The sequence below is a fragment of the Pseudoalteromonas sp. APC 3893 genome (assembly GCF_030408095.1).
Lineage (GTDB): Bacteria > Pseudomonadota > Gammaproteobacteria > Enterobacterales > Alteromonadaceae > Pseudoalteromonas.
In genome coordinates, this window is record NZ_JASDCD010000001.1 from 658,848 (window position 1) to 680,008 (window position 21,161).

The 21,161-nt window shown below is 39.1% G+C and carries 23 protein-coding genes and 2 tRNA genes; 9 read left to right on the plus strand and 16 right to left on the minus strand.

Going from position 1 to position 21,161, the window contains the following annotated elements:
- Positions 1 to 391: 391 nt before the first annotated feature.
- Both QMA12_RS03030 and QMA12_RS03035 read right to left on the minus strand, forming a co-directional pair.
- A complete protein-coding gene (locus QMA12_RS03030; RefSeq protein WP_290208551.1) occupies positions 392 to 1,018 on the minus strand; it encodes a trimeric intracellular cation channel family protein in 627 nt (208 codons plus the stop codon).
- A gap of 117 nt (positions 1,019 to 1,135) precedes the next feature.
- Positions 1,136 to 2,425, minus strand: a complete 1,290-nt coding sequence (locus QMA12_RS03035) for an amidohydrolase (RefSeq protein WP_290208550.1) — start codon at positions 2,423 to 2,425, stop codon at positions 1,136 to 1,138.
- 48 nt (positions 2,426 to 2,473) lie between these two features.
- Here QMA12_RS03035 and QMA12_RS03040 point away from each other — a divergent pair, with 48 nt between their 5' ends.
- From QMA12_RS03040 to QMA12_RS03055, 4 genes are all read left to right on the plus strand, one after another.
- Positions 2,474 to 3,154, plus strand: a complete 681-nt coding sequence (locus QMA12_RS03040) for a Crp/Fnr family transcriptional regulator (RefSeq protein ID WP_290208549.1) — start codon at positions 2,474 to 2,476, stop codon at positions 3,152 to 3,154.
- A 65-nt stretch (positions 3,155 to 3,219) separates the two neighbouring features.
- Positions 3,220 to 3,639: a hypothetical protein gene (locus QMA12_RS03045; protein WP_087532304.1), complete on the plus strand. Its 420-nt coding sequence runs from the start codon at positions 3,220 to 3,222 to the stop codon at positions 3,637 to 3,639.
- 95 nt (positions 3,640 to 3,734) lie between these two features.
- Positions 3,735 to 4,238 carry an Mpo1-like protein gene (locus QMA12_RS03050; RefSeq protein ID WP_087532303.1) on the plus strand — a complete coding sequence of 168 codons (504 nt, stop codon included), beginning with the start codon at positions 3,735 to 3,737 and terminating at the stop codon, positions 4,236 to 4,238.
- 9 nt (positions 4,239 to 4,247) lie between these two features.
- Positions 4,248 to 5,039, plus strand: coding sequence for an SDR family oxidoreductase (locus tag QMA12_RS03055; RefSeq protein WP_290208548.1), 792 nt, complete (start codon positions 4,248 to 4,250; stop codon positions 5,037 to 5,039).
- Positions 5,040 to 5,079: 40 nt separating this feature from the next.
- Here the strand turns inward: QMA12_RS03055 and QMA12_RS03060 are convergent, their stop codons facing one another.
- The 3 genes from QMA12_RS03060 to QMA12_RS03070 all read right to left on the minus strand — a co-directional run bounded on the left by QMA12_RS03060 (position 5,080) and on the right by QMA12_RS03070 (position 10,065).
- Positions 5,080 to 6,036: a HEAT repeat domain-containing protein gene (locus QMA12_RS03060; protein WP_087532301.1), complete on the minus strand. Its 957-nt coding sequence runs from the start codon at positions 6,034 to 6,036 to the stop codon at positions 5,080 to 5,082.
- 137 nt (positions 6,037 to 6,173) lie between these two features.
- A complete protein-coding gene (locus tag QMA12_RS03065; RefSeq protein ID WP_290208547.1) occupies positions 6,174 to 6,995 on the minus strand; it encodes a hypothetical protein in 822 nt (273 codons plus the stop codon).
- A 127-nt stretch (positions 6,996 to 7,122) separates the two neighbouring features.
- Positions 7,123 to 10,065, minus strand: coding sequence for a TonB-dependent receptor (locus QMA12_RS03070; RefSeq protein ID WP_290208832.1), 2,943 nt, complete (start codon positions 10,063 to 10,065; stop codon positions 7,123 to 7,125).
- A 332-nt stretch (positions 10,066 to 10,397) separates the two neighbouring features.
- Between QMA12_RS03070 and QMA12_RS03075 the strand changes: the two genes are divergently transcribed.
- Positions 10,398 to 10,868, plus strand: a complete 471-nt coding sequence (locus tag QMA12_RS03075; RefSeq protein ID WP_290208546.1) for a DUF4826 family protein — start codon at positions 10,398 to 10,400, stop codon at positions 10,866 to 10,868.
- Between the two features lie 46 nt (positions 10,869 to 10,914).
- On the opposite strand, the gene QMA12_RS03080 is transcribed toward QMA12_RS03075, so the two are convergent.
- From QMA12_RS03080 to mnmA, 5 genes are all read right to left on the minus strand, one after another.
- Complete coding sequence (locus QMA12_RS03080) at positions 10,915 to 11,373, minus strand: GNAT family N-acetyltransferase (protein ID WP_087532299.1); 459 nt, start codon at positions 11,371 to 11,373, stop codon at positions 10,915 to 10,917.
- A gap of 12 nt (positions 11,374 to 11,385) precedes the next feature.
- Complete coding sequence (locus QMA12_RS03085) at positions 11,386 to 12,531, minus strand: cupin domain-containing protein (RefSeq protein ID WP_087532298.1); 1,146 nt, start codon at positions 12,529 to 12,531, stop codon at positions 11,386 to 11,388.
- 75 nt (positions 12,532 to 12,606) lie between these two features.
- Complete coding sequence (purB, locus tag QMA12_RS03090) at positions 12,607 to 13,977, minus strand: adenylosuccinate lyase (RefSeq protein ID WP_290208544.1); 1,371 nt, start codon at positions 13,975 to 13,977, stop codon at positions 12,607 to 12,609.
- 32 nt (positions 13,978 to 14,009) lie between these two features.
- Positions 14,010 to 14,612, minus strand: a complete 603-nt coding sequence (hflD, locus tag QMA12_RS03095; RefSeq protein ID WP_290208543.1) for a high frequency lysogenization protein HflD — start codon at positions 14,610 to 14,612, stop codon at positions 14,010 to 14,012.
- Positions 14,612 to 15,712 (minus strand): tRNA 2-thiouridine(34) synthase MnmA, encoded by a 1,101-nt coding sequence (gene mnmA, locus QMA12_RS03100; RefSeq protein ID WP_290208542.1) that lies wholly within the window; start codon positions 15,710 to 15,712, stop codon positions 14,612 to 14,614. The genes hflD and mnmA overlap by 1 nt, the downstream gene beginning before the upstream one ends.
- Before the next feature lie 455 nt (positions 15,713 to 16,167).
- Here mnmA and QMA12_RS03105 point away from each other — a divergent pair, with 455 nt between their 5' ends.
- Positions 16,168 to 17,445 carry a sensor domain-containing diguanylate cyclase gene (locus QMA12_RS03105; RefSeq protein ID WP_290208541.1) on the plus strand — a complete coding sequence of 426 codons (1,278 nt, stop codon included), beginning with the start codon at positions 16,168 to 16,170 and terminating at the stop codon, positions 17,443 to 17,445.
- A 12-nt stretch (positions 17,446 to 17,457) separates the two neighbouring features.
- Here the strand turns inward: QMA12_RS03105 and QMA12_RS03110 are convergent, their stop codons facing one another.
- Genes QMA12_RS03110 through QMA12_RS03135 form a run of 6 tightly spaced genes read right to left on the minus strand, consistent with a single transcriptional unit; the run spans position 17,458 to position 20,149 of the window.
- Complete coding sequence (locus tag QMA12_RS03110) at positions 17,458 to 18,123, minus strand: pseudouridine synthase (protein WP_290208540.1); 666 nt, start codon at positions 18,121 to 18,123, stop codon at positions 17,458 to 17,460.
- A 2-nt stretch (positions 18,124 to 18,125) separates the two neighbouring features.
- Entirely contained in the window at positions 18,126 to 18,455 is a 330-nt protein-coding gene (locus QMA12_RS03115) for a TusE/DsrC/DsvC family sulfur relay protein (protein ID WP_087532292.1), read from the minus strand.
- A gap of 3 nt (positions 18,456 to 18,458) precedes the next feature.
- Complete coding sequence (locus tag QMA12_RS03120; protein WP_087532291.1) at positions 18,459 to 18,725, minus strand: DsrH/TusB family sulfur metabolism protein; 267 nt, start codon at positions 18,723 to 18,725, stop codon at positions 18,459 to 18,461.
- Positions 18,722 to 19,078, minus strand: coding sequence for a sulfurtransferase complex subunit TusC (gene tusC / locus QMA12_RS03125; RefSeq protein ID WP_290208539.1), 357 nt, complete (start codon positions 19,076 to 19,078; stop codon positions 18,722 to 18,724). Before tusC ends, QMA12_RS03120 begins: the two co-directional genes overlap by 4 nt.
- Positions 19,075 to 19,428 (minus strand): sulfurtransferase complex subunit TusD, encoded by a 354-nt coding sequence (gene tusD / locus QMA12_RS03130; RefSeq protein WP_087532289.1) that lies wholly within the window; start codon positions 19,426 to 19,428, stop codon positions 19,075 to 19,077. Before tusD ends, tusC begins: the two co-directional genes overlap by 4 nt.
- Before the next feature lie 55 nt (positions 19,429 to 19,483).
- On the minus strand, positions 19,484 to 20,149 hold the full coding sequence (locus QMA12_RS03135; protein ID WP_087532288.1) for a Bax inhibitor-1/YccA family protein: 666 nt from the start codon (positions 20,147 to 20,149) through the stop codon (positions 19,484 to 19,486).
- Between the two features lie 252 nt (positions 20,150 to 20,401).
- On the opposite strand from QMA12_RS03135, the gene QMA12_RS03140 reads away from it, so the two are divergent.
- From QMA12_RS03140 to QMA12_RS03150, 3 genes are all read left to right on the plus strand, one after another.
- Positions 20,402 to 20,492: transfer RNA gene (locus QMA12_RS03140), tRNA-Ser, on the plus strand.
- Between the two features lie 53 nt (positions 20,493 to 20,545).
- Positions 20,546 to 20,636, plus strand: a tRNA-Ser gene (locus QMA12_RS03145).
- Between the two features lie 129 nt (positions 20,637 to 20,765).
- Positions 20,766 to 21,158 (plus strand): hypothetical protein, encoded by a 393-nt coding sequence (locus QMA12_RS03150; RefSeq protein ID WP_087532287.1) that lies wholly within the window; start codon positions 20,766 to 20,768, stop codon positions 21,156 to 21,158.
- Positions 21,159 to 21,161 lie beyond the last annotated feature (3 nt).

Genomic DNA, 21,161 nt, shown 5'->3' on the forward strand with positions numbered 1-21,161 from the left:
TTCTGACTTCAATTGATGGCGATTGCTTTAGCATTTTATTTCGAGAGCTATGTGACTCAAAAGACAAATCAGTTATCTTAACCTGGCTCTTAGTTTTTGATTCACTGTTAGTTTTATATGTAATGGCACCATTTGTTTACTTTGGAGCAGTAAAGTTTCTTATAAAATCTAAGAACAAAGGCTAACAGATTTAATTTGCTAATTGTTTCACTAGCCATTAATAGTTTTTAGTGCATCAACTAAAAGCCATTCTACATAACCATGGCCTCAAGAATAAATATACGCGTATTGCTTTTCTCGCATCATGATTCACGATAGAACCTAGAACCTAGAACCTAGAACCTAGAACCTAGAACCTAGAACCTAGAACCTAGAACCTAGAACCTAGAACCTATTTCCTCACCGTTCTTTTTCTAAATATATTCGGTTGCCAGCCCCAATGTAGGGCGCTGAGCCTTAAAAAAACGGTGACAAAGAGCGAGCCAATAATACACCATATGTAGTTTACTTCGAGTAAAAACAGTGCAGCGTAGGTAAGACCACCACAAAAGCAGGTGGTAGAATAAAGTTCGTCGCGCATCACAAGTGGCACTTCACGGCATATTACATCGCGCATTAAGCCACCAAAAATACCTGTGGTCATGCCCATGGTGATCGCGACTATCATGGTGGTGCCTTCTATAAGGGCTTTTTCAATGCCGACTATATTAAAAATAGCCATGCCAACGGCATCAACCAATAACATATAATAGTTCGACACATCAGGTAGGTAGCGAATAAACATAACGGCTATAAATATAGAGCCATAAGTGGCATATAAATAATTGGGTTCTGCAATCCAAAATATGGGTTGATCAAGCAGTACATCACGTAATGTACCGCCGCCCAAGGCTGTGACAGTGCCGACAACAACTACGCCAAAGCCACCTATGTCTTTATCGTGCCCAAGTAACGCGCCAGAAATAGCAAAAAAGGCGACGCCTATTAAACTTAGAAAATTAAAATATTCTGCTGTCACTTGGTATCCTTTCCTCGTTTTGTATTCGCGAAAAAGCTTAGCTCATGGAGTATTTATTTATGCTGAATAGCAGTAGTCGTATTTCACAAAGCTACTGCGATGGTATTAAACTAATAGTTACTGTAGGTAATCAACAACTAACTGAGTCATAGAATCGATTCCTAGCTGCAGTGCTTTTTCGTCGGCAAAAAACTGTGGCGAATGATTACTCGGTGCTGTTTTTGCGTCTTGACCTTGTGGTGTTACGCCTAAAAAGTAAAATAAACCAGGTACTTCAAGAGCGTAGTAGCTAAAATCTTCTGCGCCAGTGATTAAGTCAGTAGTGATTATGTTGTCAGCTCCAGCCACCTTAGCGAGTGTTGGGGCCATTTTTTGAGTTAATGCAATGTCGTTTACAGTAACAGGGTAGCCGTGATCAATATGCACATCGGCTTTGGCTCCCCCTGACTGTGCAACCATTTCGGCTGTTTTAACTAATCTCTCTTTTATGTCGGCTCGCATTGTTTGGTCAAAGGTGCGTATTGTGCCAATGAGCTCTACGCTATCAGGAATAATATTAGAGCGAACACCGCCATTAATTGCACCAAAAGAGATTACTGAAGGGGCTTTAGTTACATCAACTTGGCGTGATGAAATGGTTTGCGTGGCCATGATGATTTGTGATGAAGCAACTATTGGGTCTACACCGTTCCAAGGGCGTGAACCATGCGTTTGGCGCCCTTGAACGTTAATAGTGAATGAATCTTCACTGGCCATTAATGGGCCCTCACGAAAACCAATTTGGCCTGTATTTAACGAGCTGGTCACATGTAATCCAAATACAGCATCAGGTTTTTGTTTAAATAGACCTTCTTTGAGCATCAACTCTGCGCCGCCTTCTTCACCTTCTGGCGCACCCTCTTCGGCAGGTTGAAATACAAAAAGCACCTCGCCCGCTAATTCATCTTTAATTTTGACTAAAGACTCGGCTACAGCCATGAGTATTGCAACGTGGTTATCATGGCCACAGGCATGCATTACGCCCACTTCGTTACCACGATAGGTTGATGTTTGTGTTGAGGCAAAAGGTAAATCGACTTGCTCAGTAACAGGTAAGGCATCCATATCAGCACGCAGTGCAACAAGTGGCCCTTTTTTGCCGCCTTTCAATTTAGCTACTACGCCGGTATGGGCAATACCTGTTTGTACTTCAAGTCCAAGGGATTTTAAATGCTTTGTAACATATTTAGCCGTTTCAAATTCTCGGTTACTGAGCTCTGGGTGCTGGTGCAAATGCCGACGCCACGTAATCACTTTTTCACTTACGCTGGTATTTGCTTTTTTAAGCTCTGTATTGATGTCACTGGCAAAACAGGGCGTTGCTAGAGTGCCTAGTATTAGGCTGCTATAAATAACTTTGTGTAACATGCTGATCCCTTTTATTATTAGTGTATTAATATCAATGTAGAGTAAACCATGCTCAATGAACAGGACCGTGCGATAATTAACCAAGGAAATTGGTTTAACAGTTGTGGTAACTGCTTGCAGCATGACTTACTTAGTCACGCTAAAATAGTTGAACTAAACTCTGGAGAATCTTTATTTTTACGCGGTGACAATAACTGCGGTGTGTATTGTGTTATCAGTGGTGTAGCAAGAGTCAGTGGTATTAACGCTCAGGGCAAGGAAGCTGTCTTAAGTTTTATTCCTCAAGCTGTTTGGTTTGGCGAAGTCGCATTGTTTGATGGTGGTAGCCGTACTCATGATGTATATGCCCAAACGACACTTAGGCTTGTGCATGTAAGTGAGCGCGCATTAAGTAAGTTGTTGAGTGAGCACCCTACCTATTGGCAGGATTTTGGCGTTTTATTGTCGCAAAAAGTACGATTGTTATTTTCGTCTTTGGAAGATCAAGCACTGTTATCGGCGCAGCAAAAGGTTAGTAAATATCTGTTGATGTTAACAGCATTCGACTCTAACAGCTCGAATGTTTATCTATCGCAACAACAGTTGGCAGATATAACTTATTTAACACGGCAAACAATTAATCAGATCCTTCAGGCCTTGAGTAAACAAGGTTTGATTGCTTTGTATTACCAACGTATTGAGATCTTAGACAAGTCTGCATTAGGAGATAACCTGAACCCGCCCCTATAAAGGAAACTTGGCGTCATAATTGCTTTATTTATGCATACAGTCAAATAAAGCAGGAAGCTTAAGTAATGTCATCACTTACGTTTAACAACCAATATCGCTTAGAGCCATACAGTGCGCCTTCTACACCTAAAGTAAGCTTGCCCGTGAAGCCTGTAGATCAAATAAAAGATGTGGCAAAACCTGGCCAGCAAGATTTTGCCACTCAGTTAAAACAGCCAACTCATGATAAAAGCTTTTTAGAAGAAGCCAAAGAAGCCCTTGTTTATCAACGCTTAGGTGTTGATAAAGAAAAAATAGATGAAATAAAGGCCCAAATTGAAGAGCTAGCAGAGCAAATGCAACAACAAGGTGCTGATATTGAGACGTTACAAGCAAAAATGCAAGAGCTGCAAAGTATGCTTGAGCAAGAGTATCAAAAGGGACGAGAGCGACTAGAGCAAAAACCTGAACATGAAAAAGGTAAAATTATCAGTGCATTTGTTTAAATTTATTTTAGTATAGCTAACTGTCGGGTAGCCGACATTTTTGCCTGGTGCTATTTGCTACAGTGAATTTATTCTTGCAATTAAAAGAGTAACTCATGAAAACACTTCAGCAACAACTAGGTCAATATGCCCTTTATCATCGCTCTAAGCGCAATGTCTTTACACATTTTTTTGGTATTCCATTAATTGTCTTTGCTGTCTTATGTTTATGTGCGCGTATTGAGTTTTCCGTTGCTGGCTATTTAATAAATACCGCGCAAATCGTAGTTTTCGCAAGCGTGGTCTATTACTTAATGCTCAGTGTGTCACTGGGGCTTATTATGGCGGTTATTCTTGTGCTGCTTAGTTTGGGCGCTATTGTGATTGCACAGCTAAGCCTTAAGGGTTGGCTCGTTATTAGTATTGGTTTATTTGTAGTGGGTTGGGTGCTGCAATTTATAGGGCACTACTATGAAGGTAAAAAACCAGCATTTGTTGATGACATTGTAGGCTTAATTATTGGGCCACTATTTGTACTTGCTGAAGCATTATTTTTAATGGGCTTCTATCGTTCGCTTGAGCAGCAGGTAATTGATATTGCAGGCGCTAGCAAGCCTTAAAGAGAGTTTATGAATTTTAACAATAAAACTATTTGGATCACTGGTGCGTCGTCAGGTATTGGTCAAGAACTTGCTATTCAACTGGCAAATTTAGGTGCAAATATAATTTTAAGTGCACGTAGTGTTGATCAGTTAGAGCAATTAAAAATAAAATTAGCAACGGGTAAGCACCGAGTTATTGCGCTTGATTTAGCACAACCAGAGCAAGTTTTACAGCACGTTAAAAGCGCTATTAATGACATTGGTCAGGTTGATATTTTAATTAATAATGGTGGAGTGTCTCAACGTAGTTTGTTTTTAGAAAACGATTTTTCTGTGTACCGACAGCTAATGGAAGTGAACTATTTTGGTTTAGTTGCCCTGACGAAGGCGGTATTACCTTCTATGGTTGAGCAAGGCAGCGGCTCTATTGTGTCAATTAGTAGTGTTGCAGGTAAAGTTGGGTCAAAATTTCGTACAGGTTATTCTGGCAGTAAATATGCTGTTGTTGGTTTTATGGACTGCTTACGAGCTGAAGTAGCAGATAAAAACATTCACTGTTTAACTATTTGCCCTGGCTCGATTAAAACTGCGATTGCACATAATTCACTAAATGAACATGGGGTTGCACAAAATAAGCCGGAGCAGTCGATAGAAAACGGCATGAATGTATCATTAGCGGCAAACAAGATGATACAGGCTATTGCTAAGCAAAAAGATGAAGTTGTTGTGGGGCAGGGCTTGAGTGGTTGGGCACCGACAATTAAACGTTTTTTTCCTGGGATTTTTAACCGTTTAACAGCAAAAACAAATTATAAATAAGGAGTAACCAGAGCTAGCTACTCCTAATCTTACTATGCAATTATAAATATAAGTCTATTAACTCTGTTGACCAAATAGATTCTTTATCATCGTCTGCACTCAATGTTTCTTTTGCATTTATTAGGAATACCCTACTTTCACTAGTATCTAAATCACCTATTGCTTTAAGCGCCATTGCGCGATCAGACCATGTTCGGCTGTTCTTATACAAATCTTTGAGTAGCTGAAAATGTTCTACAGCGTGTATAGTACCAAGCGAAGAAATTGCAGCTAAGCGAATATATTCGCCGTCATGTTTTGTTAACTCTACAAGGTAGTCAACAGCAGAGGGATTATTTGAAAATCCAAGCTGGTATACATCAAGGTAAGTAATGTCTTTATCAAGGTTTGCTTTAATTTTTGCAATCAGTGCTTGTACGTCTTTATCTGCCAATTGCTGTTTATACAAAGTTTGGTTAATTTTGGCTGATAGCTCTTTTACTAAAACATCAATAGGTTGATTAAGTGTAGGTTCAATAATTTCATCAAAGCTCCATACAGGTACTTTTCCACGCTTAACATAAACAGCAACACGTTTTGTTTGTTCTGGCGTAACAATATCAGCGCTTAACATGGTAAATGTAATAAACGGCGTGTAAGCGTTTGTTCTATGATTTCGCATATTAAGAGTGTTAACACGGATTTCAGTATCGCTGGTATCAAGTACACTTGCAGGTAAGCCTCTAGCTTGTAGCTCTAGAACAACATGTTCTTGTAAAAACGATATAGGCTGCAATGGCTTGTCGTTGAGTACTAAATCAGCTTTTAGAACACCATGATTGAACTTTTTTGAGGTGTCTCGTTTATCTGAAAAGTGAAGTGTGTGGCTAGGCGCATTCTCAACATGGTATTGATTCGTTGAAGTTACTGGCGCAGTAATTTTGTAACTGCTCGGTGCACAGCCTTGAATAGCAACAAATGTTGTGGCCAATAATGTTATTTTTATTAGGTTTTTCATATAGTTTCCATTTTATAATTATGATTTCCCGAATTGGGTTCGGCATTATTCATGTTATATAAATAGAAATCAATTAGGTTGCATGTTTAAAAGTAAACAATTGTAATAAATGCTTCATTCACACTATTACTTATGTTCTAAAATGGCCTTGATAACTCCTTGCCTGCGCGCATGTAAAGGTCGTCGTATTTGAGGCCACCATTGCCATAAGGCTTTTTCTTTGGTCCAGTATTGCAGTTAGCTAAAAAGTAGATGAGTGGTTTTTCACGTTTCATTCTAAATGTAGCACTTTTATATACTAGGGTTTGCTGATTAAATTCACCGCCTTTTACATATACATCGTATTGCTGACCACCATTATTGACTGTAGCATTGTTTACCACATACCAAACTTCGTACCAGTTACCGGGCTTTAATGGTTTTGCCGATTGGGCCATTGAGTAGTTCTGAATATTGCTATAGCCAGCATCTGTTTTAACCATTAAAGCACCATCATTTTTAAGCCCGTTGGATTCTGCTTTATCAGTCACGCGTAATGTGGCTTCAAAGGCATCGTAACCGTGTTGCTTTATTTGTGCTGGCTCTAAATTACTAAGGCCAAAAGCGTGATTGTTCGGAAAGCTTTCAACATTTATTCGGGTGTAAAAGGTCACAGTTTCACCCACAGCAACGGCTGTTGGTAACGGGTAAAAACTCAGTGCTTTGCGATTACCTATGACTCCTTCTTCAGCTGGCTTTTTAATCAAAAAATGATTAGTGTCATGCCCCGTTTTTTCAGCTCGTATTTCGGTAATTTGTGGATTCTTAATATAGGGCTTCGTGTCGTTTTGAGTATCTGCTTTAGTCCAATTAAGCGCATTACTTTCAAAATTGTCGATTAGTAACCATGTTGATTTTGCTTGTACGGGGGCTGCGAAAGCTAATATACAACTGAAGGGGAGACCTAAATATAGTTTCATAATTACTCACTGAAAATTCAATTAAAGAAATGAAGAAAGGCGAAGCCTAAATTTTAGACTTCGCCTTTGCACTCACACTCAATATTTTTAATACGCAGAGGGAGAAGAACTACGTATTAATTGTGTATTAGAACTTAGCGCGAATACCTAAGCTATAACGACGGTCAGCTTCAGTGTATTTCCATGCACCACCTAGTTCAGATAAGTAGATAGATGGCTCACCTGTTAAGTTTGTAGCACTACCAACTAAAGTGAAGTTTTCGTTGATATCCCAGCTAGCTGAGAAGTCTAGTTGACCTCGGTCATCACGGTAGTTATTGCCATATACAGTGCCATCTTCAGAAATACCACCGGTAGAGTTGATGTTTTCAACACGTTTTTCATTTTCAGTATCTAAGAAACTGTCACGATAGTTGTAAGCTAGGCGAGTTGATACACCTTCATATTCCCAAAACAGTTGAATGTTATAAGTGTTTTTAGAAATATCTAACAGTGGGTTACCATTTGGTTGTTCACTGTCTGCATAAGTGTAGTTTGCATTAATACCTAAGCCAGAAAATGCACCTGGTAAGCTGGTAAAGAATTGTTGATAACCAACTTCAAAACCATTAACTGTCCCGTTCTCACCATTTACGTTTTTAACAGTATCGATACCCGTTAAACCTTGGTCACGTAAGCCTTCAACATGAGCAAAGCCATCTGCGTCATTCGGGTATTCTGTAGCATCAGAGTAAACCATATTTGACTGAGATACACCTGCTGTGTCTAGCTGGCAAACTTGGTTCCACTGAGTTACGTTTTGACCAGTGACAGTACCTGAAGCTGCGACGCAGCTGCTTTCATTACTTAAGAACGATTCAACATCTTTGTAGAAAACAGCGAACGAAAGTACGTTACCTTCACCAAAGTAGTGCTCTACTGACAGGTCATATTGTGTTGCACGGTATGGTTCTAAGTCGATAGAACCTTGAGTTGCACCTGTCATATCATTGTTTACATCAAAAGCAGGGCTTAACTGATTAAAGTCAGCGCGACGCATAACTTTTGCAGCAGCAAAGCGGAATAATGTATCTTCTGAATAATTATAAGTTGCGTTTATGCTTGGTAAAAAATCACTGTAGTCATTTTCACCTGTAATTTTTTCACCATTTAAGTAAACGCTTGACTCTAAATCTGTTGTTACATAACGACCACCAACAATGGCAGTAATGTAATCAAAGTCTAAATAAGCAGATACATAAATGGCAGCAGTGTCTTCTACTACATTGCGGTATGCGCTTTCTTGAAATTCTTTATTATCAGCAAGTGAGCCAGTGGTTGCTAGGGTTGTACCAGCAAGTAAAGTTTGTAACTGATCAAATGTATTAGAAGCGTTTGAAAGACCGTTATAGCTTAAGAACGTTAACAAATCGTTTTGACCAGATTGACCTAATTGGTCAAACGAGTTGTCGTGGCTCATCACAGTAAAGCTTTCAGGGAATAATTCGTTATAATCATCTGTCCAAATTGTTGCTTGTGACCCATCTGAGCTATTAAATGCATTTTTGTAGATATCTTTGATTTCTACTTTGTATTGCTCATATTCAAAATCACGGTTAGTAGCACGCACACCCGCCTTGACTTTTGAGAGCCAGCTTACGTTTAGCGGTTCAAACATTTCAATATCAAAACGAACCGCTGTTTCTTCATTATCAGTGAGTCTGTCTTCTGTTTTGAAGGTACGCAATGCTAAGTTTTGCGGATCAGTAAATGCGCTAGGATCTGAATGAATAATGCTTGGCAATTGGTTGCCTATTTGTGAAAAAGCACCATCATAAAGGTGGTTCACTAAATCAACACCGCCACTTGCTTCGTAGGTTGATTTTTCAATTGGGCGTAAAGTGAATTCTGAATCAGGTCGTACACTTTCAGAAGAAGCAATAGCAATCTCACCAGAAATTTTAATTGAGTCAGTTAAGTTCCACTCTGCACCTAATGCATTCGAAAATGATTCAGTATCACGAAAGTCACTGTATGCTTTTGGAATAGCAAATTCATTCGTTAAGGTGTAGTTGTTAACACCGTTAGCATCCTGTGTTGTGTTGGCGTCAGTAGAAAGTGAACCTACAACACCTAATATTGAGTTACCAGATTGCTCACCTGAGCGCTTGGTTCCACTTAAGTCAAGGTAAACCATACCATTGCCAGACTCAGGCGCCCATTGTAATGATAATGCCAGTGCAGTACGTTCACGGTTTTCTACGTATTGTTCAATGCTATGTTCGTCACGGACAATTGCGTTACCACTTGGTGTGTTACCCGGCTCACCATTAATTTCAATATCTTGTGGTTTAACACGGCTAGAGTGTTCGTCTTGACGAATCTCACGATCTTGATAAGAGATCATTGCAATGGCACCAAACGAGCCTGCATCACCTAAATCCCAGTTATCACCAATTGACCCACTAAATATAGGTGCTACATTTTCAGTTTTATCAGCATATTCTGCATCGATAGACATTGCTGCTGTTAATTTGTCTAACTCAAGTGGACGAACTGTTTTTAAGCTAACCGTACCACCTAAGGCACCTTCAATCATATCAGCAGTTGGGGATTTAACAACTTCAACAGTTTTTAAGAAGCTAGAAGGGTAATCCTGTAAGCTGATACCGTCACGAGAGTCGCCCACTGTTGAACGGCCATTCAATTCAACGCGGTTTTGCGGTAAACCACGAATTGAAACACTGTCACCAACACCGAAATCACTATTGATTGAAACACCTGTAATACGTTGTAGGGCTTCTGCAATATTATTGTCAGGTAACTTACCAATATCTTCAGCAACGATGGCATCAACAATGCGGCCATCTGTACGCTTTATAAGTGAAGCCGCTTTAAGGCTGCCTAAAATGCCTCTTACCTCAATAACTTCAAATTCGTTGTCGGCACTTGCTTGCTGTTCTTGGTTTTCTTCTGCAGCAAACGTTGATGTAGATAGCATTGCTACAAGTGCAGCACTGAGCATTGCAGTGCTACGAGTTGACATTAAGCTTTTGTTGTAAAGTACGGAACTTATTTTATTTAATTTAATATTCATGCCGATCTCTTATAGGTTGTGTGTTGAAACATGTTGAATCACGTTATTACCAATTTAAATATTGATGTCTTAATTTGTGACTGCATCAAATGTAGTCAATGGTATGGTGTCTTGTCAACCAAAAGGTTAACCAATTGTGGTTTTTTTTGTGCTTGAATTAGACTTATTGGTAATATGTAAATAAATAGATAGCAACATAGAGCCTTTGTACCTTTGAATTAGAGGGACAGTTTTTATTTTAATATCCCTTTGTTAATCGTTTTACACTTGCACCTGAGCTGGTTAGCACTTAAAGTGTCGAAATGTTGTAAAAGAGAATAAGTAAAATGAGTCAAGAACCAACAAAGCAAACACCAAAAAAACAAGTAAAAGAGCTAACAGCAGAAGAGCAAGCTCAAGCACATCAGCAAAGTGTTATGTGGCAAAGAGAATGCTTTCAAAATGCACAAAAGCATCTAGCCGAAAAAGGTGTCATGCCGCAAAGTTTAATTGAAAAAGAAAGCCGCTTTATTGCGCCACTTTGCGCATTGTGGAAATTTAAAGCACAAGATGGAAAAAAATATTGGGTTATTACAGGGCGTTTGCCAACAGACCATGCACATGAAAATGCTGCAGGAAACGCAAGGGATGCTTTACGCTATTTTTCTTTACAGTGGCAATTAAAAGCAGATCAAATAATGCAAACAGGCGTTGGTGATAAAACAAAGGTCGATTTTGCAAACTTATTAATTAACCGCGCTCACGGTATTTATGAAATGTATGAAAAAGAAGAGCTGTGGGTAAATGAGCCAAGCTGACTTGGAGATATTCAAGACGAATAAGCGAGTCAATTGGCTCGCTTTTTTAATGTACTAAGGTAAATGGTTCAGTATCGAACTGGCTGATAGGGCATTGCATTCGTTGGCGGGGGATACCAGCTTCCATAAACACAACCCCTTGTTGTTCAAAACCGTTGCGTTTAAAGCGTTCTACTTCATTTAATATGCAGTTTATGCTTACGCTATCATAGCCTTGTTGATGTGCTAGATTGACAATGTAAGTTAGTAGAGATTTATATACCGAGCGGTTACGGTGCTCGGGTAAAACAGCAATTCGACCAATTAAGCCATCACTACATAAGCGCCCAGTTGCAACAGGTGTTTGACAATCATCGGTTACTAACACGTGCAGGGCATTATAATCTAAACTATCGAACTCAACGTGTTTAGGTATATGTAGTTCACAAACAAATACCCGCTCTCTAATTTGTTGCAGTAAATCCTTACCTGTATTCCACTCTACCTTGTCGATATGATAGCTCATAGAAACCTACCTTTAGCAAAACCAAATGCCCTCATTTAACAGTGTAGTAAAGGTTTGTATAAATAATAAACTATTTTTTGAACTTTTTAACTCATTAGCAGTCACTTGAATCTGATCTGTGAGGCATTTTACTGCCGTTAAATCTTCGAGTGGCAAAGTATAGTTTTGTCCATTAACACTAAAAATGATGCTATTATCAGTTGCTTGGTAAATTGCGCGTGTGCCACCTAAGCGTTCAAATAAAATATCAGGATCTGCTATTAATAACTCAACTTGTGCTTGACTGTATAGCTCCTCTGGTGGCATTAAATCCATTTCATGTTTTGGCTGGCTGACTGTGTTTCCTAACCACGACTTGAGTAAGTGCTCATCATCAAGCAGTGATTGTAATAATTGCTTTATTTTGTTCGCTTCTGTGTTAGTTAACTCACCTTTAGATTCACGCAATTGTAGGTTTTGATCTTGGTAACGTACATTGCCAGTTTCGGTATCAATAACATGATCAGCAAAACTCGAGAATAAATCTTGTTGGTTGGGTGCTCTAAAGCCTACAGAATAGTTCAGGGCATTCTCTACTGCATAGCCTTCATGTGGACATCCTGGAGGAATATATAAAATATCACCGGGTTCTAAAATACAATCAATAACGGCAGGAAATTGCTCAACTTGTAATAAAGAGTTATTTTGCGCAAACTGCTTTAGCTTGCTGTCAGGCATGCCAACACGCCAATGCCTTTTACCTTCACCTTGGATAATAAATACGTCGTATTGATCTAGATGAGGCCCTACACCGCCACCGGGTGTGGAAAAGCTGATCATTAAATCATCTATCCGCCAATTAGGAATAAACCTAAAAGGCTCTAATAATTGCGCTGCATCAGGGTGCCAGTGATCAACCGCTTGTACTAAAAGGGTTGAGTTTTGTTCGGTCAGTAATTCAAAATCTTCAAATGGGCCATGGTGCGCTAACCATTCGTTATTATGGTTAGTGATAATACGTGATTCAATACTCTCTTCAACGGCTAGGCCAGCAAGTTCATTTGCATCTAGTGGATCTTCAAAATCAGTAAAACCTTGTTTGATCAACAGTGGCTTTTTTTGCCAATATTGAGATAAAAATTCTTGTTCGCTTAGGTTGTTAATCGTTAATTGATACATGATGATCACCACTCGATAGGAATAAAAAAAGCGAAAGGGCTACCTTTCGCTTTGTAAACATTTTAGCTAAAAGCTTTATGCTAAGTTGTCAATAAATTCAACAGCACGACCAATGTAATTAGCCGGGGTTAATTTTTTCATTTCAACTTTTGCTTCTGCAGGTAAATCTAAGCCATCGATGAACTCAGCCATGATTTCTTGATTTATACGCTTACCACGAGTTAAGTCTTTTAGCTTTTCATATGGCTTTTCAATACCATATTTACGCATAACTGTTTGGATTGGTTCAGCAAGTAGCTCCCAGTTTTGATCAAGCTCTTCTAATAAACGCTGTTCGTTTACTTCAAGTTTGCTTACACCTTTTAGCGTTGATTGGTATGCAATAAGTGCATAACCCATACCTACACCTAAGTTACGTAAAACTGTAGAGTCTGTAAGGTCACGTTGCCAACGAGAAACAGGTAGCTTTTGTGCTAAGTGGCCAAAGATTGCATTTGCAAGACCTAAGTTACCCTCTGAGTTTTCAAAATCAATCGGGTTAACTTTATGTGGCATTGTTGAAGAGCCAATTTCACCAGCAATTGTTTTTTGCTTAAAGTGATTAAGGGCAATGTAACCCCAAGCGTCACGGTCAAAATCTAATAAAACAGTGTTAAAACGTGCAATCGCATCAAATAACTCAGCAATGTAATCATGCGGTTCTATTTGTGTTGTAAACGGATTAAACGTTAAGCCAAGGCTTGTCACAAATTGCTCTGCATGATTATGCCAATCGTAATCAGGGTATGCACTAAGGTGAGCGTTGTAGTTGCCTACAGCACCGTTGATTTTACCTAGCATTTGTACTTGTGCGATTTGGTCACGTTGGCGCTTAAGGCGCATATACACGTTTGCAAATTCTTTACCCATGGTTGAAGGAGTCGCAGGTTGGCCATGAGTACGGGTCATCATTGGTACAGCTTTATACTCAATCGCTTTTTCTTTGATTGCGTCAAGAAGCTGGTCACAATAAGGTAATAATACGTTATCACGTGCTTCGGTTAACATTAAACCATGAGATAGGTTATTAATGTCCTCAGATGTACATGCAAAGTGAATAAATTCATTGATTGCATGAAGCTCAGCATTATCAGCTACTTTTTCTTTTAGAAGATATTCAACTGCTTTAACATCATGGTTGGTCGTACGCTCAATGTCTTTTACACGTTGTGCATCTGCTTCGCAGAAGTTATCAACGATTGCATTAAGTAAAGCGTTCGCTTCATCACTAAATGCCGGTACTTCTTTGATGGCTTCAGCAGCTGCAAGTGCTTGCAACCAACGAACTTCAACTGTTACACGGTATTTGATTAAGCCAAATTCGCTGAAAATACTGCGTAGTTCAGTGGTTTTGCTGCCGTAGCGACCATCCACCGGAGAGATAGCGGTTAACGCTGAAAGCTCCATAATAACTCCTAAATTTTAGTTTTGAACGATAATTAAATATGGTTTTTTGCAATAGCGATAATTTTTCTTTTAGCTAAGAAAAAATGACGGCGTTTACCGCCCATTTGTCGCCATAATACAGCACTGCGAATACCTGCTAATAAAAGCGCTCGTATCTTGTGTTGTATCAATTGCTGTTTTAGTAAATCAGGCTTGCCATAAACCTGTATTCGGTGCCCAAGGGGGCTAAGCACCTTTGAATATATATCTGCAAGTGCTGCAATCACAGTGTCATCAGTAATCGCAAAATGATCAAGGCGACGTTTTATATCATCTATACTTTTACCAAGCTCTGCCAAGCTACTTGCTTTTGCGCTCAGTGCACGCTCAAGCTGCATTAAACCGCCAACATACTTGACGATTTCAACATCTTTTTTTTCACCGGCGCTGAGTTGGTCTATTAAACACTGATAACCCGCACGTAAATTTACTGTACCTTGATATACATCTGCAGGAGAATCAGGTGTCGTCTCTACAATACTTGAAAGTAATTTTTCAAGTTCGTAATCATTACTGCTTCCGTATTGCGCTATTTTTTGTACTTGTTTTGCAACTTGGCACATTGCGGCCAGTGCCATGACTTGGTGTTCATTCATTATTTGATCACCGAATCTATGATTCCGCCACCAAGACATACTTCGTTGTCATAAAATACAGCGGATTGGCCAGGTGTAACCGCTTTTTGCGGCTCATCAAAAAGTACCCGAGCAAGGCCATCATCACCAACAAGCAGCGTACAGTTTATATCTTCTTGACGATAACGAGTTTTTACAGTACAGCGTGTGGTACCTTTAGGCCCAACTCTATCAACCCAGTCTAATTGGTTGGCATTTAAACCGTTACTGTATAGGCGAGGGTGATCTTTACCTTGTCCTACGATTAGCACATTACGTTCAATATCTTTATCAACAACGTACCAAGGCTCACCTGATCCTTCTTTCATTCCACCTATTAGTAAGCCTTTACGTTGGCCTAGTGTATGGTACATTAGTCCTTCATGCTCACCCACATTGTTGCCTTCGGTATCTTCGATAACTCCAGGTTGAGCTGGTAAGAATTTTTGTAAAAAGTCTTTAAACTTACGTTCGCCGATAAAGCAAATACCGGTGCTGTCTTTTTTATCATGTGTGATTAAATCTTGTTCCTCTGCGATGCGGCGCACCTCAGGTTTGGCAATGTCGCCAACCGGGAACAATGTTTGAGCAATATGTTCGTGACTAAGTGTATATAAAAAGTAGCTTTGGTCTTTATTATCATCAAGTCCACGGCACATAACATATTTATCACCACGTAACTCTCGACGAACGTAGTGACCTGTTGCGATATAATCAGCACCAAGCGCAACTGCAGCAAATTCTAAAAACGCTTTGAATTTGATTTCTTTGTTACACATGATGTCAGGGTTTGGCGTGCGGCCAGCTTTATACTCAGCTAAGAAATATTCGAATACGTTATCCCAATATTCAGCCGCAAAGTTGACAGTATGTAGTTCAATACCAAGCTTATCACATACTGCCTGTGCGTCTTTTAGATCTTCAGCGGCTGCACAATACTCATCATTATCATCTTCTTCCCAGTTTTTCATAAACAGGCCTTCAACTTGATAGCCTTGTTGCTTTAATAAATAAGCCGATACTGAAGAATCTACACCGCCGGACATACCAACGATGACTTTAATGTGACTATTTTCGCTCATGAATAATTTCGCTTATACAGGTTGCTGTCGTTTACACTACTTACCATTAAGCTGAAACAAAAGTGGAATAAAATAAATAACGCCACGCCCAGCCAATGGATTTAGAAAGGCCGCGATTATAGCACGCAAACAGGAAATCTAGCCACCCAAAATATTAGTTTTGTAAAGCGTATTATGCGGATTCTTTCGAAGCTTTTATATGTAGGAAATTGTGAGTGCGGTTAGTAATTATTTACGTGGAAAAATCAGTGCGTAGGTAATAATTTATTGGGTTTAAGTTAATTTGATGGTGTCCTTATGAAATTTTTTGTAAAGGTGGTATCAAGGGGGCTTTATTTTTGAGAAGATTGATATTTTATAGCTTCAGATTTTGCTTGGTAAACTATGTTTGGAACGCGTTCAAGCTTGATATATACGTCCTCAGCAGGGGATTTCTACCGAAGTCAGGGTATTAAATGGATTCTATCTTTATTAAACAGTCACTGTGTTCATTAATTGAATACTTTAGTGTGGATGATTGCGAAAAAATTAAGCATAACGCGACTAATGTAAACAGTGATTTGAGAAACAAAGCATACTCATTATTTGAAAATCGTATAACAAGTAGTTTATACAATAAAGAATTAATTAATAATATTAATTTGTTATTCAATGATTTGAAACAGCAGATGATGAGTCAATCGTCCCAGCACAGGCTACTTGTCGAAATACTGCATGGTTGGTGGCATGAGTGGACTTATGTATATCTTATGCAAAGCAAAGTAGTTACAAATTTACCGGTTGAAATTCAAAATGTAACCCATCTTACTCATGGTAATACCCAGCCACTTAGACAGCATGAGCTCAGTCATTATGCAAATTTATTCATCCAAGTGCCGATCCCGTTGTGTAATGTCAGTATGGTTACGGGTGACGTTATCAGGATTAATCAACGATTCGTAGATGTATTTGGTTATACAATTGAGGACGTACCGACTCTTAAAGTTTGGTGGCAAAAAGCTTATCCAGATCCTGAATATCGTGAGTGGGTACTAGAAACGTGGCAATCGGCCCTTGAATATGCAAAAAATCATGCCACCGATATTCAACCAAAACATTACCAAGTAACTTGTAAAAATGGTCAAACAATTACCATGGAAATTTCCGGTATCGTGATTGAAAATGAGTTACTAGCGATTTTTAAAGATGCAACTCAACAAATTGCAGCTGAAGATATTCTTCGTGATATGGCATTTTTAGATTCACTCACCCAAATAGCTAACCGCCGGCGTTTTGATGAGAAAATAGTACAAGAGTTTAATAAGGCTATTCAGAATAACCAGCCACTCTCTATTTTGTTAATTGATATAGACTTCTTTAAAAACTATAACGATACTTACGGTCACTTAGCGGGTGATGAATGTTTATTTCAAGTCGCGCAATCTATATGTAGTGCAGCCAGTGAAAATGACGATTTTGTAGCGCGTTATGGTGGCGAAGAATTTGTGGTTATATTACCAACAAGTCAACGAGAAAGGGCGCGTCAAGTAGCTGAAAAGATACAACAAGAGCTCAAAACATTGAGTTTGCCGCATAAGTTTGGGCAAACCAACGAAATTACTGTCAGTATAGGAATTAATACGATTCATTCAAGCGCACTAAGAGCAAATTATATTCAGTTTTTAGAAGGCGCAGATCAGGCTTTATACAAGGCCAAACAGCAAGGACGAAATAGCATCGCTTATATTGATTAAGCGATGCATAAGCTACTCACCTTGAAGTAATTGGTATTCGCCATTTTTAATGTTATCTAGCGTATATTGACCAATTCGATAGCGTATTAAACGAAGTGTAGGGTAACCTATATGTGCTGTCATACGTCTAACTTGGCGGTTTTTACCTTCGCTGAGTGTAATACTTAACCAGCTAGTAGGAATGTTTTTTCGCTCACGAACCGCATGCGTGCGGGGCCACAAATGGGGGGGGTGTAAACGCTCGACCTTGGCTGGTAATGTCATACCATCTTTTAGTTCTACACCTTTACATAATGCATCAATTGCCTCATCTGTAGGCTCTCCTTCAACTTGAACCCAATATGTTTTACTGGTTCTTTTATGCGGAGCTGTTAAAGTATTTTGTAATTTACCACAATTAGTTAATAGTAATAGCCCTTCGCTGTCTCTATCGAGCCTTCCAGCAGCATATACACCTTTTATATCTATAAAGTCTGCTAAGGTTTTACGGTTATCTTCATCTGTAAACTGACATAACACATCGAATGGCTTATTAAACAAAACAATTTTACGTTCAGCTAAAGGTATTTGTTGTTTAACTTCTCGTTTATTATGCGCTTTTGTCGGTTTTTGTCGAGTAAGATCACGGCTAAAACTTCGGCCGCTATTACGTCTATTTATTGGCTTATTAGATGTCATGGTTAAATACACCGAGCAGGCTTGGGTAAACCGGCAATTTTGGTCGCTTGTTTGGCAGGGCCCTTTGGGAAGAGCTTATACAAGTAAATACTGTTACCTTTATCTTCACCCAGTGCTTTAGCCATGGCTTTTACCAGCATTCTTATTGCTGGGCTGGTATTATATTCAAGGTAAAAATCACGTACAAAGTTTATCACTTCCCAATGTTGTTCACTGAGTATAATGCTTTCTTGCTCTGCTAAAACCGGGGCGAGGGCAGGTGTCCAAAGTTGGTGATCGAGCAGGTAGCCTTGTTTATCCGTTTCAATGTGTTGTTGATTAAATTCTAGCATGTGTTACCAAGTAATAGATTGCGAAGTGGAAAGAGTTAATGCAACAAAGTCAGCATAATTTTGGCACTCATCGGGTTTTACAATATCGATCCCCCGTGCCGAAGCATCTTCAGCTAATACTAAAAGAGATGCTGCTAGCTGGCGATAAAGGTTTATTGAGTAACAAGCATCACTGACCAACAATACCTTGTCCTGTGGCTGAATCAAGTTAACCAGCCTGGCATTATCATAATAGCTAATTGGTTTTGAAAAAATATGTAAAGTACTCATAAATTAATCACCTGTTGTTGTTGAGTAATTAAATTACGCTGTGCTTTAAAATCTAACGCTTTTGCCTCAATGATCAAGTCGTTAATATCTAAATTGTAATCGATTAATGACTTTTCACATACGTAGATATTTTCTACATCATAAATTTCGAGCGTTTTAATGCTTTTAAAGTAGTTTTTTAAGCCAAGCGATTCAGCTTCTTGGCCTTTTTTCAAAGCAAGAACAGCAGGGCCTGTGAATAGCCAACTAATATTTTGTTCAATAGCAGCAAATATTAACGTCATGTCGAGTGCATCACGGATATGCATATCATCAAATGGAGCATGCTGACTTAATACCAGTACGTTGATCATTTAAATTGCACCCACTTATCGGCTTCACTGGCAAGCATGGCAAATTCGGCAAGCCCTGCGACGCTAAAAACACCCGTGGTAGCTAAATTGAGTCCGCGTTTCTCAGCAGCCGTTACACAGAGCATTAAATTTATATTATGCTGATGTAATTGCTGCCATAGCGATTTAATTGCCAGTTCGTCTGTAGCAAGGTTAATGTGTTCACTGGCATGGAAAACACCGTGTTGGTACAAAAAAATAGCATCAATAGCGTGGCCCTGTGCCAGACAGGCTAATGCAAATTTATATAATCGTTGTGTGGTGTCGTGGTCGGACGGTGCGCTATGCAGCGAAAGTACGAATCGTGCCAAAACTAATCCAAAAAAAAAGCCCCTAAAGAGGGGCTATTTTAACAGAACTTTTTAATTAGTCATTATTTGCGCCAAGCAGGGCCAGTAATGAAGTAAATAAGTTATACACGCTTAGGTATAAAGACACTGTAGCGCGGATATAATTCGTTTCACCACCGTTAATGATTCGGCTTGTATCAAATAGGATTAAGCCTGACATAATTAATACAACTGCGGCATTAAGTACCATAAACATCAGTGAACTGCCGATGAAAATATTAACAATACTTGCAACAATTACCACCAGTAAACCGACTGTTAAAAAGCCACCCATAAATGAGAAGTCTTTTTTGGTATTAAGTGCATAAGCAGATAAACCAAAGAAAATTAATGCAGTTGAACCTAACGCTTGCATAATTAACATAGGACCATTAGGTAATGCTGCGTAGTGGTTTAGCAATGGCCCTAGGCCTGCGCCCATGAGGCCTGTGAATGCAAACACCCAGGCTACGCCTGATGCGCTATCCGCTTTTTTATTCACTACAAATAATAAGCCAAAAGAAATAAGTGTGAAAACTAACCCCATAAAGTAAGGTAGTTGTAATGCCATTGAGATACCAGCCGTCACTGCACTAAATGCTAATGTCATGGCCAGTAAGAAATAGGTGTTTTTAAGTACCTTGTTTGTTTCAATGGTCGACATAACCGGTTTAGCGGTATTGTACGAATGATTAAATGCCATTGTAGAGCTCCTTTAAGTGAAACTGGTTGTAGTTCCGATAATTAACTAGAGTTAGACTATCAAGACTTATATATTTGGGCAAATGTTTGTAGTTCAATAGACCATGAAATAAATATAAAAGTTCCAGGTTGTACGATTATTCAGCTTACTTGTGCGAAGAGTATGCAAATTAATTGTTTTTTAAGCACTTGAAAAGTTTTTTATAAAAAAAGCTTCACAAAGAGCATTGGTTTATCTATTATGCACGCCGTCGGAGAGATGGCAGAGTGGTCGAATGCACCGGTCTTGAAAACCGGCAGGGGTTTGTAGCCCCTCTAGGGTTCAAATCCCTATCTCTCCACCACTTAATTTAAAATAGTTATGAGTACACTCTTACTCGTAACTTACAGCAGTTTCGGAGAGATGGCAGAGTGGCCGAATGCACCGGTCTTGAAAACCGGCAGGGGTTTGTAGCCCCTCTAGGGTTCAAATCCCTATCTCTCCACCATATATAAAACCCGCTTATAGCGGGTTTTTTTATACCTTTGAAAAAATAATTACGACCATAGTCTCTATTTCGAAGTCAAAAAACATCATGCATGATTGGTCTAAATACTTACATGATTTAGGACGCTTAATGAAACATAAACTTGCAAAGAGTGTTGCATTGTCACTACTTTCCCCCATTATTATTGGTAGTTTATTAGGTGCTTATTATGCACTGACCTTAAATGGTGATGCGTTTACTATTTTTCTCAATTTACTTATGAGTGCCATTGCCAATGCTCACATCGTCGGGTTAACTATGGCAGCATTTGTGGTACCTGGATATTTATTAATGTTTAAATACGCCAAGGTTAATTATTCAGGTGTGTTAACACTAGGGTTACTCGGTGGTGCTATCTTTAGTTATTTACTTAGTGCAACACAAGGTATGGTCTTTTTAGTTAATACCTCAATGTCAGCCCTTGCGGCCGGTTTATTTTTATATGGGTTAAGAAAAGGCGCACTGAAAAAAGACTCACATTAATAG

What these genes read in the sequence shown, in the direction of transcription:
- QMA12_RS03035 (WP_290208550.1), bottom strand. Translation starts at nt 2,425, where the DNA reads ATGTTACACAAAGTTATTTATAGCAGCCTAATACTAGGCACTCTAGCA.
- QMA12_RS03040 (WP_290208549.1), top strand. Translation starts at nt 2,474, where the DNA reads ATGCTCAATGAACAGGACCGTGCGATAATTAACCAAGGAAATTGGTTT.
- QMA12_RS03045 (WP_087532304.1), top strand. Translation starts at nt 3,220, where the DNA reads ATGTCATCACTTACGTTTAACAACCAATATCGCTTAGAGCCATACAGT.
- QMA12_RS03050 (WP_087532303.1), top strand. Translation starts at nt 3,735, where the DNA reads ATGAAAACACTTCAGCAACAACTAGGTCAATATGCCCTTTATCATCGC.
- QMA12_RS03055 (WP_290208548.1), top strand. Translation starts at nt 4,248, where the DNA reads ATGAATTTTAACAATAAAACTATTTGGATCACTGGTGCGTCGTCAGGT.
- QMA12_RS03060 (WP_087532301.1), bottom strand. Translation starts at nt 6,036, where the DNA reads ATGAAAAACCTAATAAAAATAACATTATTGGCCACAACATTTGTTGCT.
- QMA12_RS03065 (WP_290208547.1), bottom strand. Translation starts at nt 6,995, where the DNA reads ATGAAACTATATTTAGGTCTCCCCTTCAGTTGTATATTAGCTTTCGCA.
- QMA12_RS03075 (WP_290208546.1), top strand. Translation starts at nt 10,398, where the DNA reads ATGAGTCAAGAACCAACAAAGCAAACACCAAAAAAACAAGTAAAAGAG.
- QMA12_RS03080 (WP_087532299.1), bottom strand. Translation starts at nt 11,373, where the DNA reads ATGAGCTATCATATCGACAAGGTAGAGTGGAATACAGGTAAGGATTTA.
- QMA12_RS03085 (WP_087532298.1), bottom strand. Translation starts at nt 12,531, where the DNA reads ATGTATCAATTAACGATTAACAACCTAAGCGAACAAGAATTTTTATCT.
- purB (WP_290208544.1), bottom strand. Translation starts at nt 13,977, where the DNA reads ATGGAGCTTTCAGCGTTAACCGCTATCTCTCCGGTGGATGGTCGCTAC.
- hflD (WP_290208543.1), bottom strand. Translation starts at nt 14,612, where the DNA reads ATGAATGAACACCAAGTCATGGCACTGGCCGCAATGTGCCAAGTTGCA.
- mnmA (WP_290208542.1), bottom strand. Translation starts at nt 15,712, where the DNA reads ATGAGCGAAAATAGTCACATTAAAGTCATCGTTGGTATGTCCGGCGGT.
- QMA12_RS03105 (WP_290208541.1), top strand. Translation starts at nt 16,168, where the DNA reads ATGGATTCTATCTTTATTAAACAGTCACTGTGTTCATTAATTGAATAC.
- QMA12_RS03110 (WP_290208540.1), bottom strand. Translation starts at nt 18,123, where the DNA reads ATGACATCTAATAAGCCAATAAATAGACGTAATAGCGGCCGAAGTTTT.
- QMA12_RS03115 (WP_087532292.1), bottom strand. Translation starts at nt 18,455, where the DNA reads ATGCTAGAATTTAATCAACAACACATTGAAACGGATAAACAAGGCTAC.
- QMA12_RS03120 (WP_087532291.1), bottom strand. Translation starts at nt 18,725, where the DNA reads ATGAGTACTTTACATATTTTTTCAAAACCAATTAGCTATTATGATAAT.
- tusC (WP_290208539.1), bottom strand. Translation starts at nt 19,078, where the DNA reads ATGATCAACGTACTGGTATTAAGTCAGCATGCTCCATTTGATGATATG.
- QMA12_RS03135 (WP_087532288.1), bottom strand. Translation starts at nt 20,149, where the DNA reads ATGGCATTTAATCATTCGTACAATACCGCTAAACCGGTTATGTCGACC.
- QMA12_RS03150 (WP_087532287.1), top strand. Translation starts at nt 20,766, where the DNA reads ATGAAACATAAACTTGCAAAGAGTGTTGCATTGTCACTACTTTCCCCC.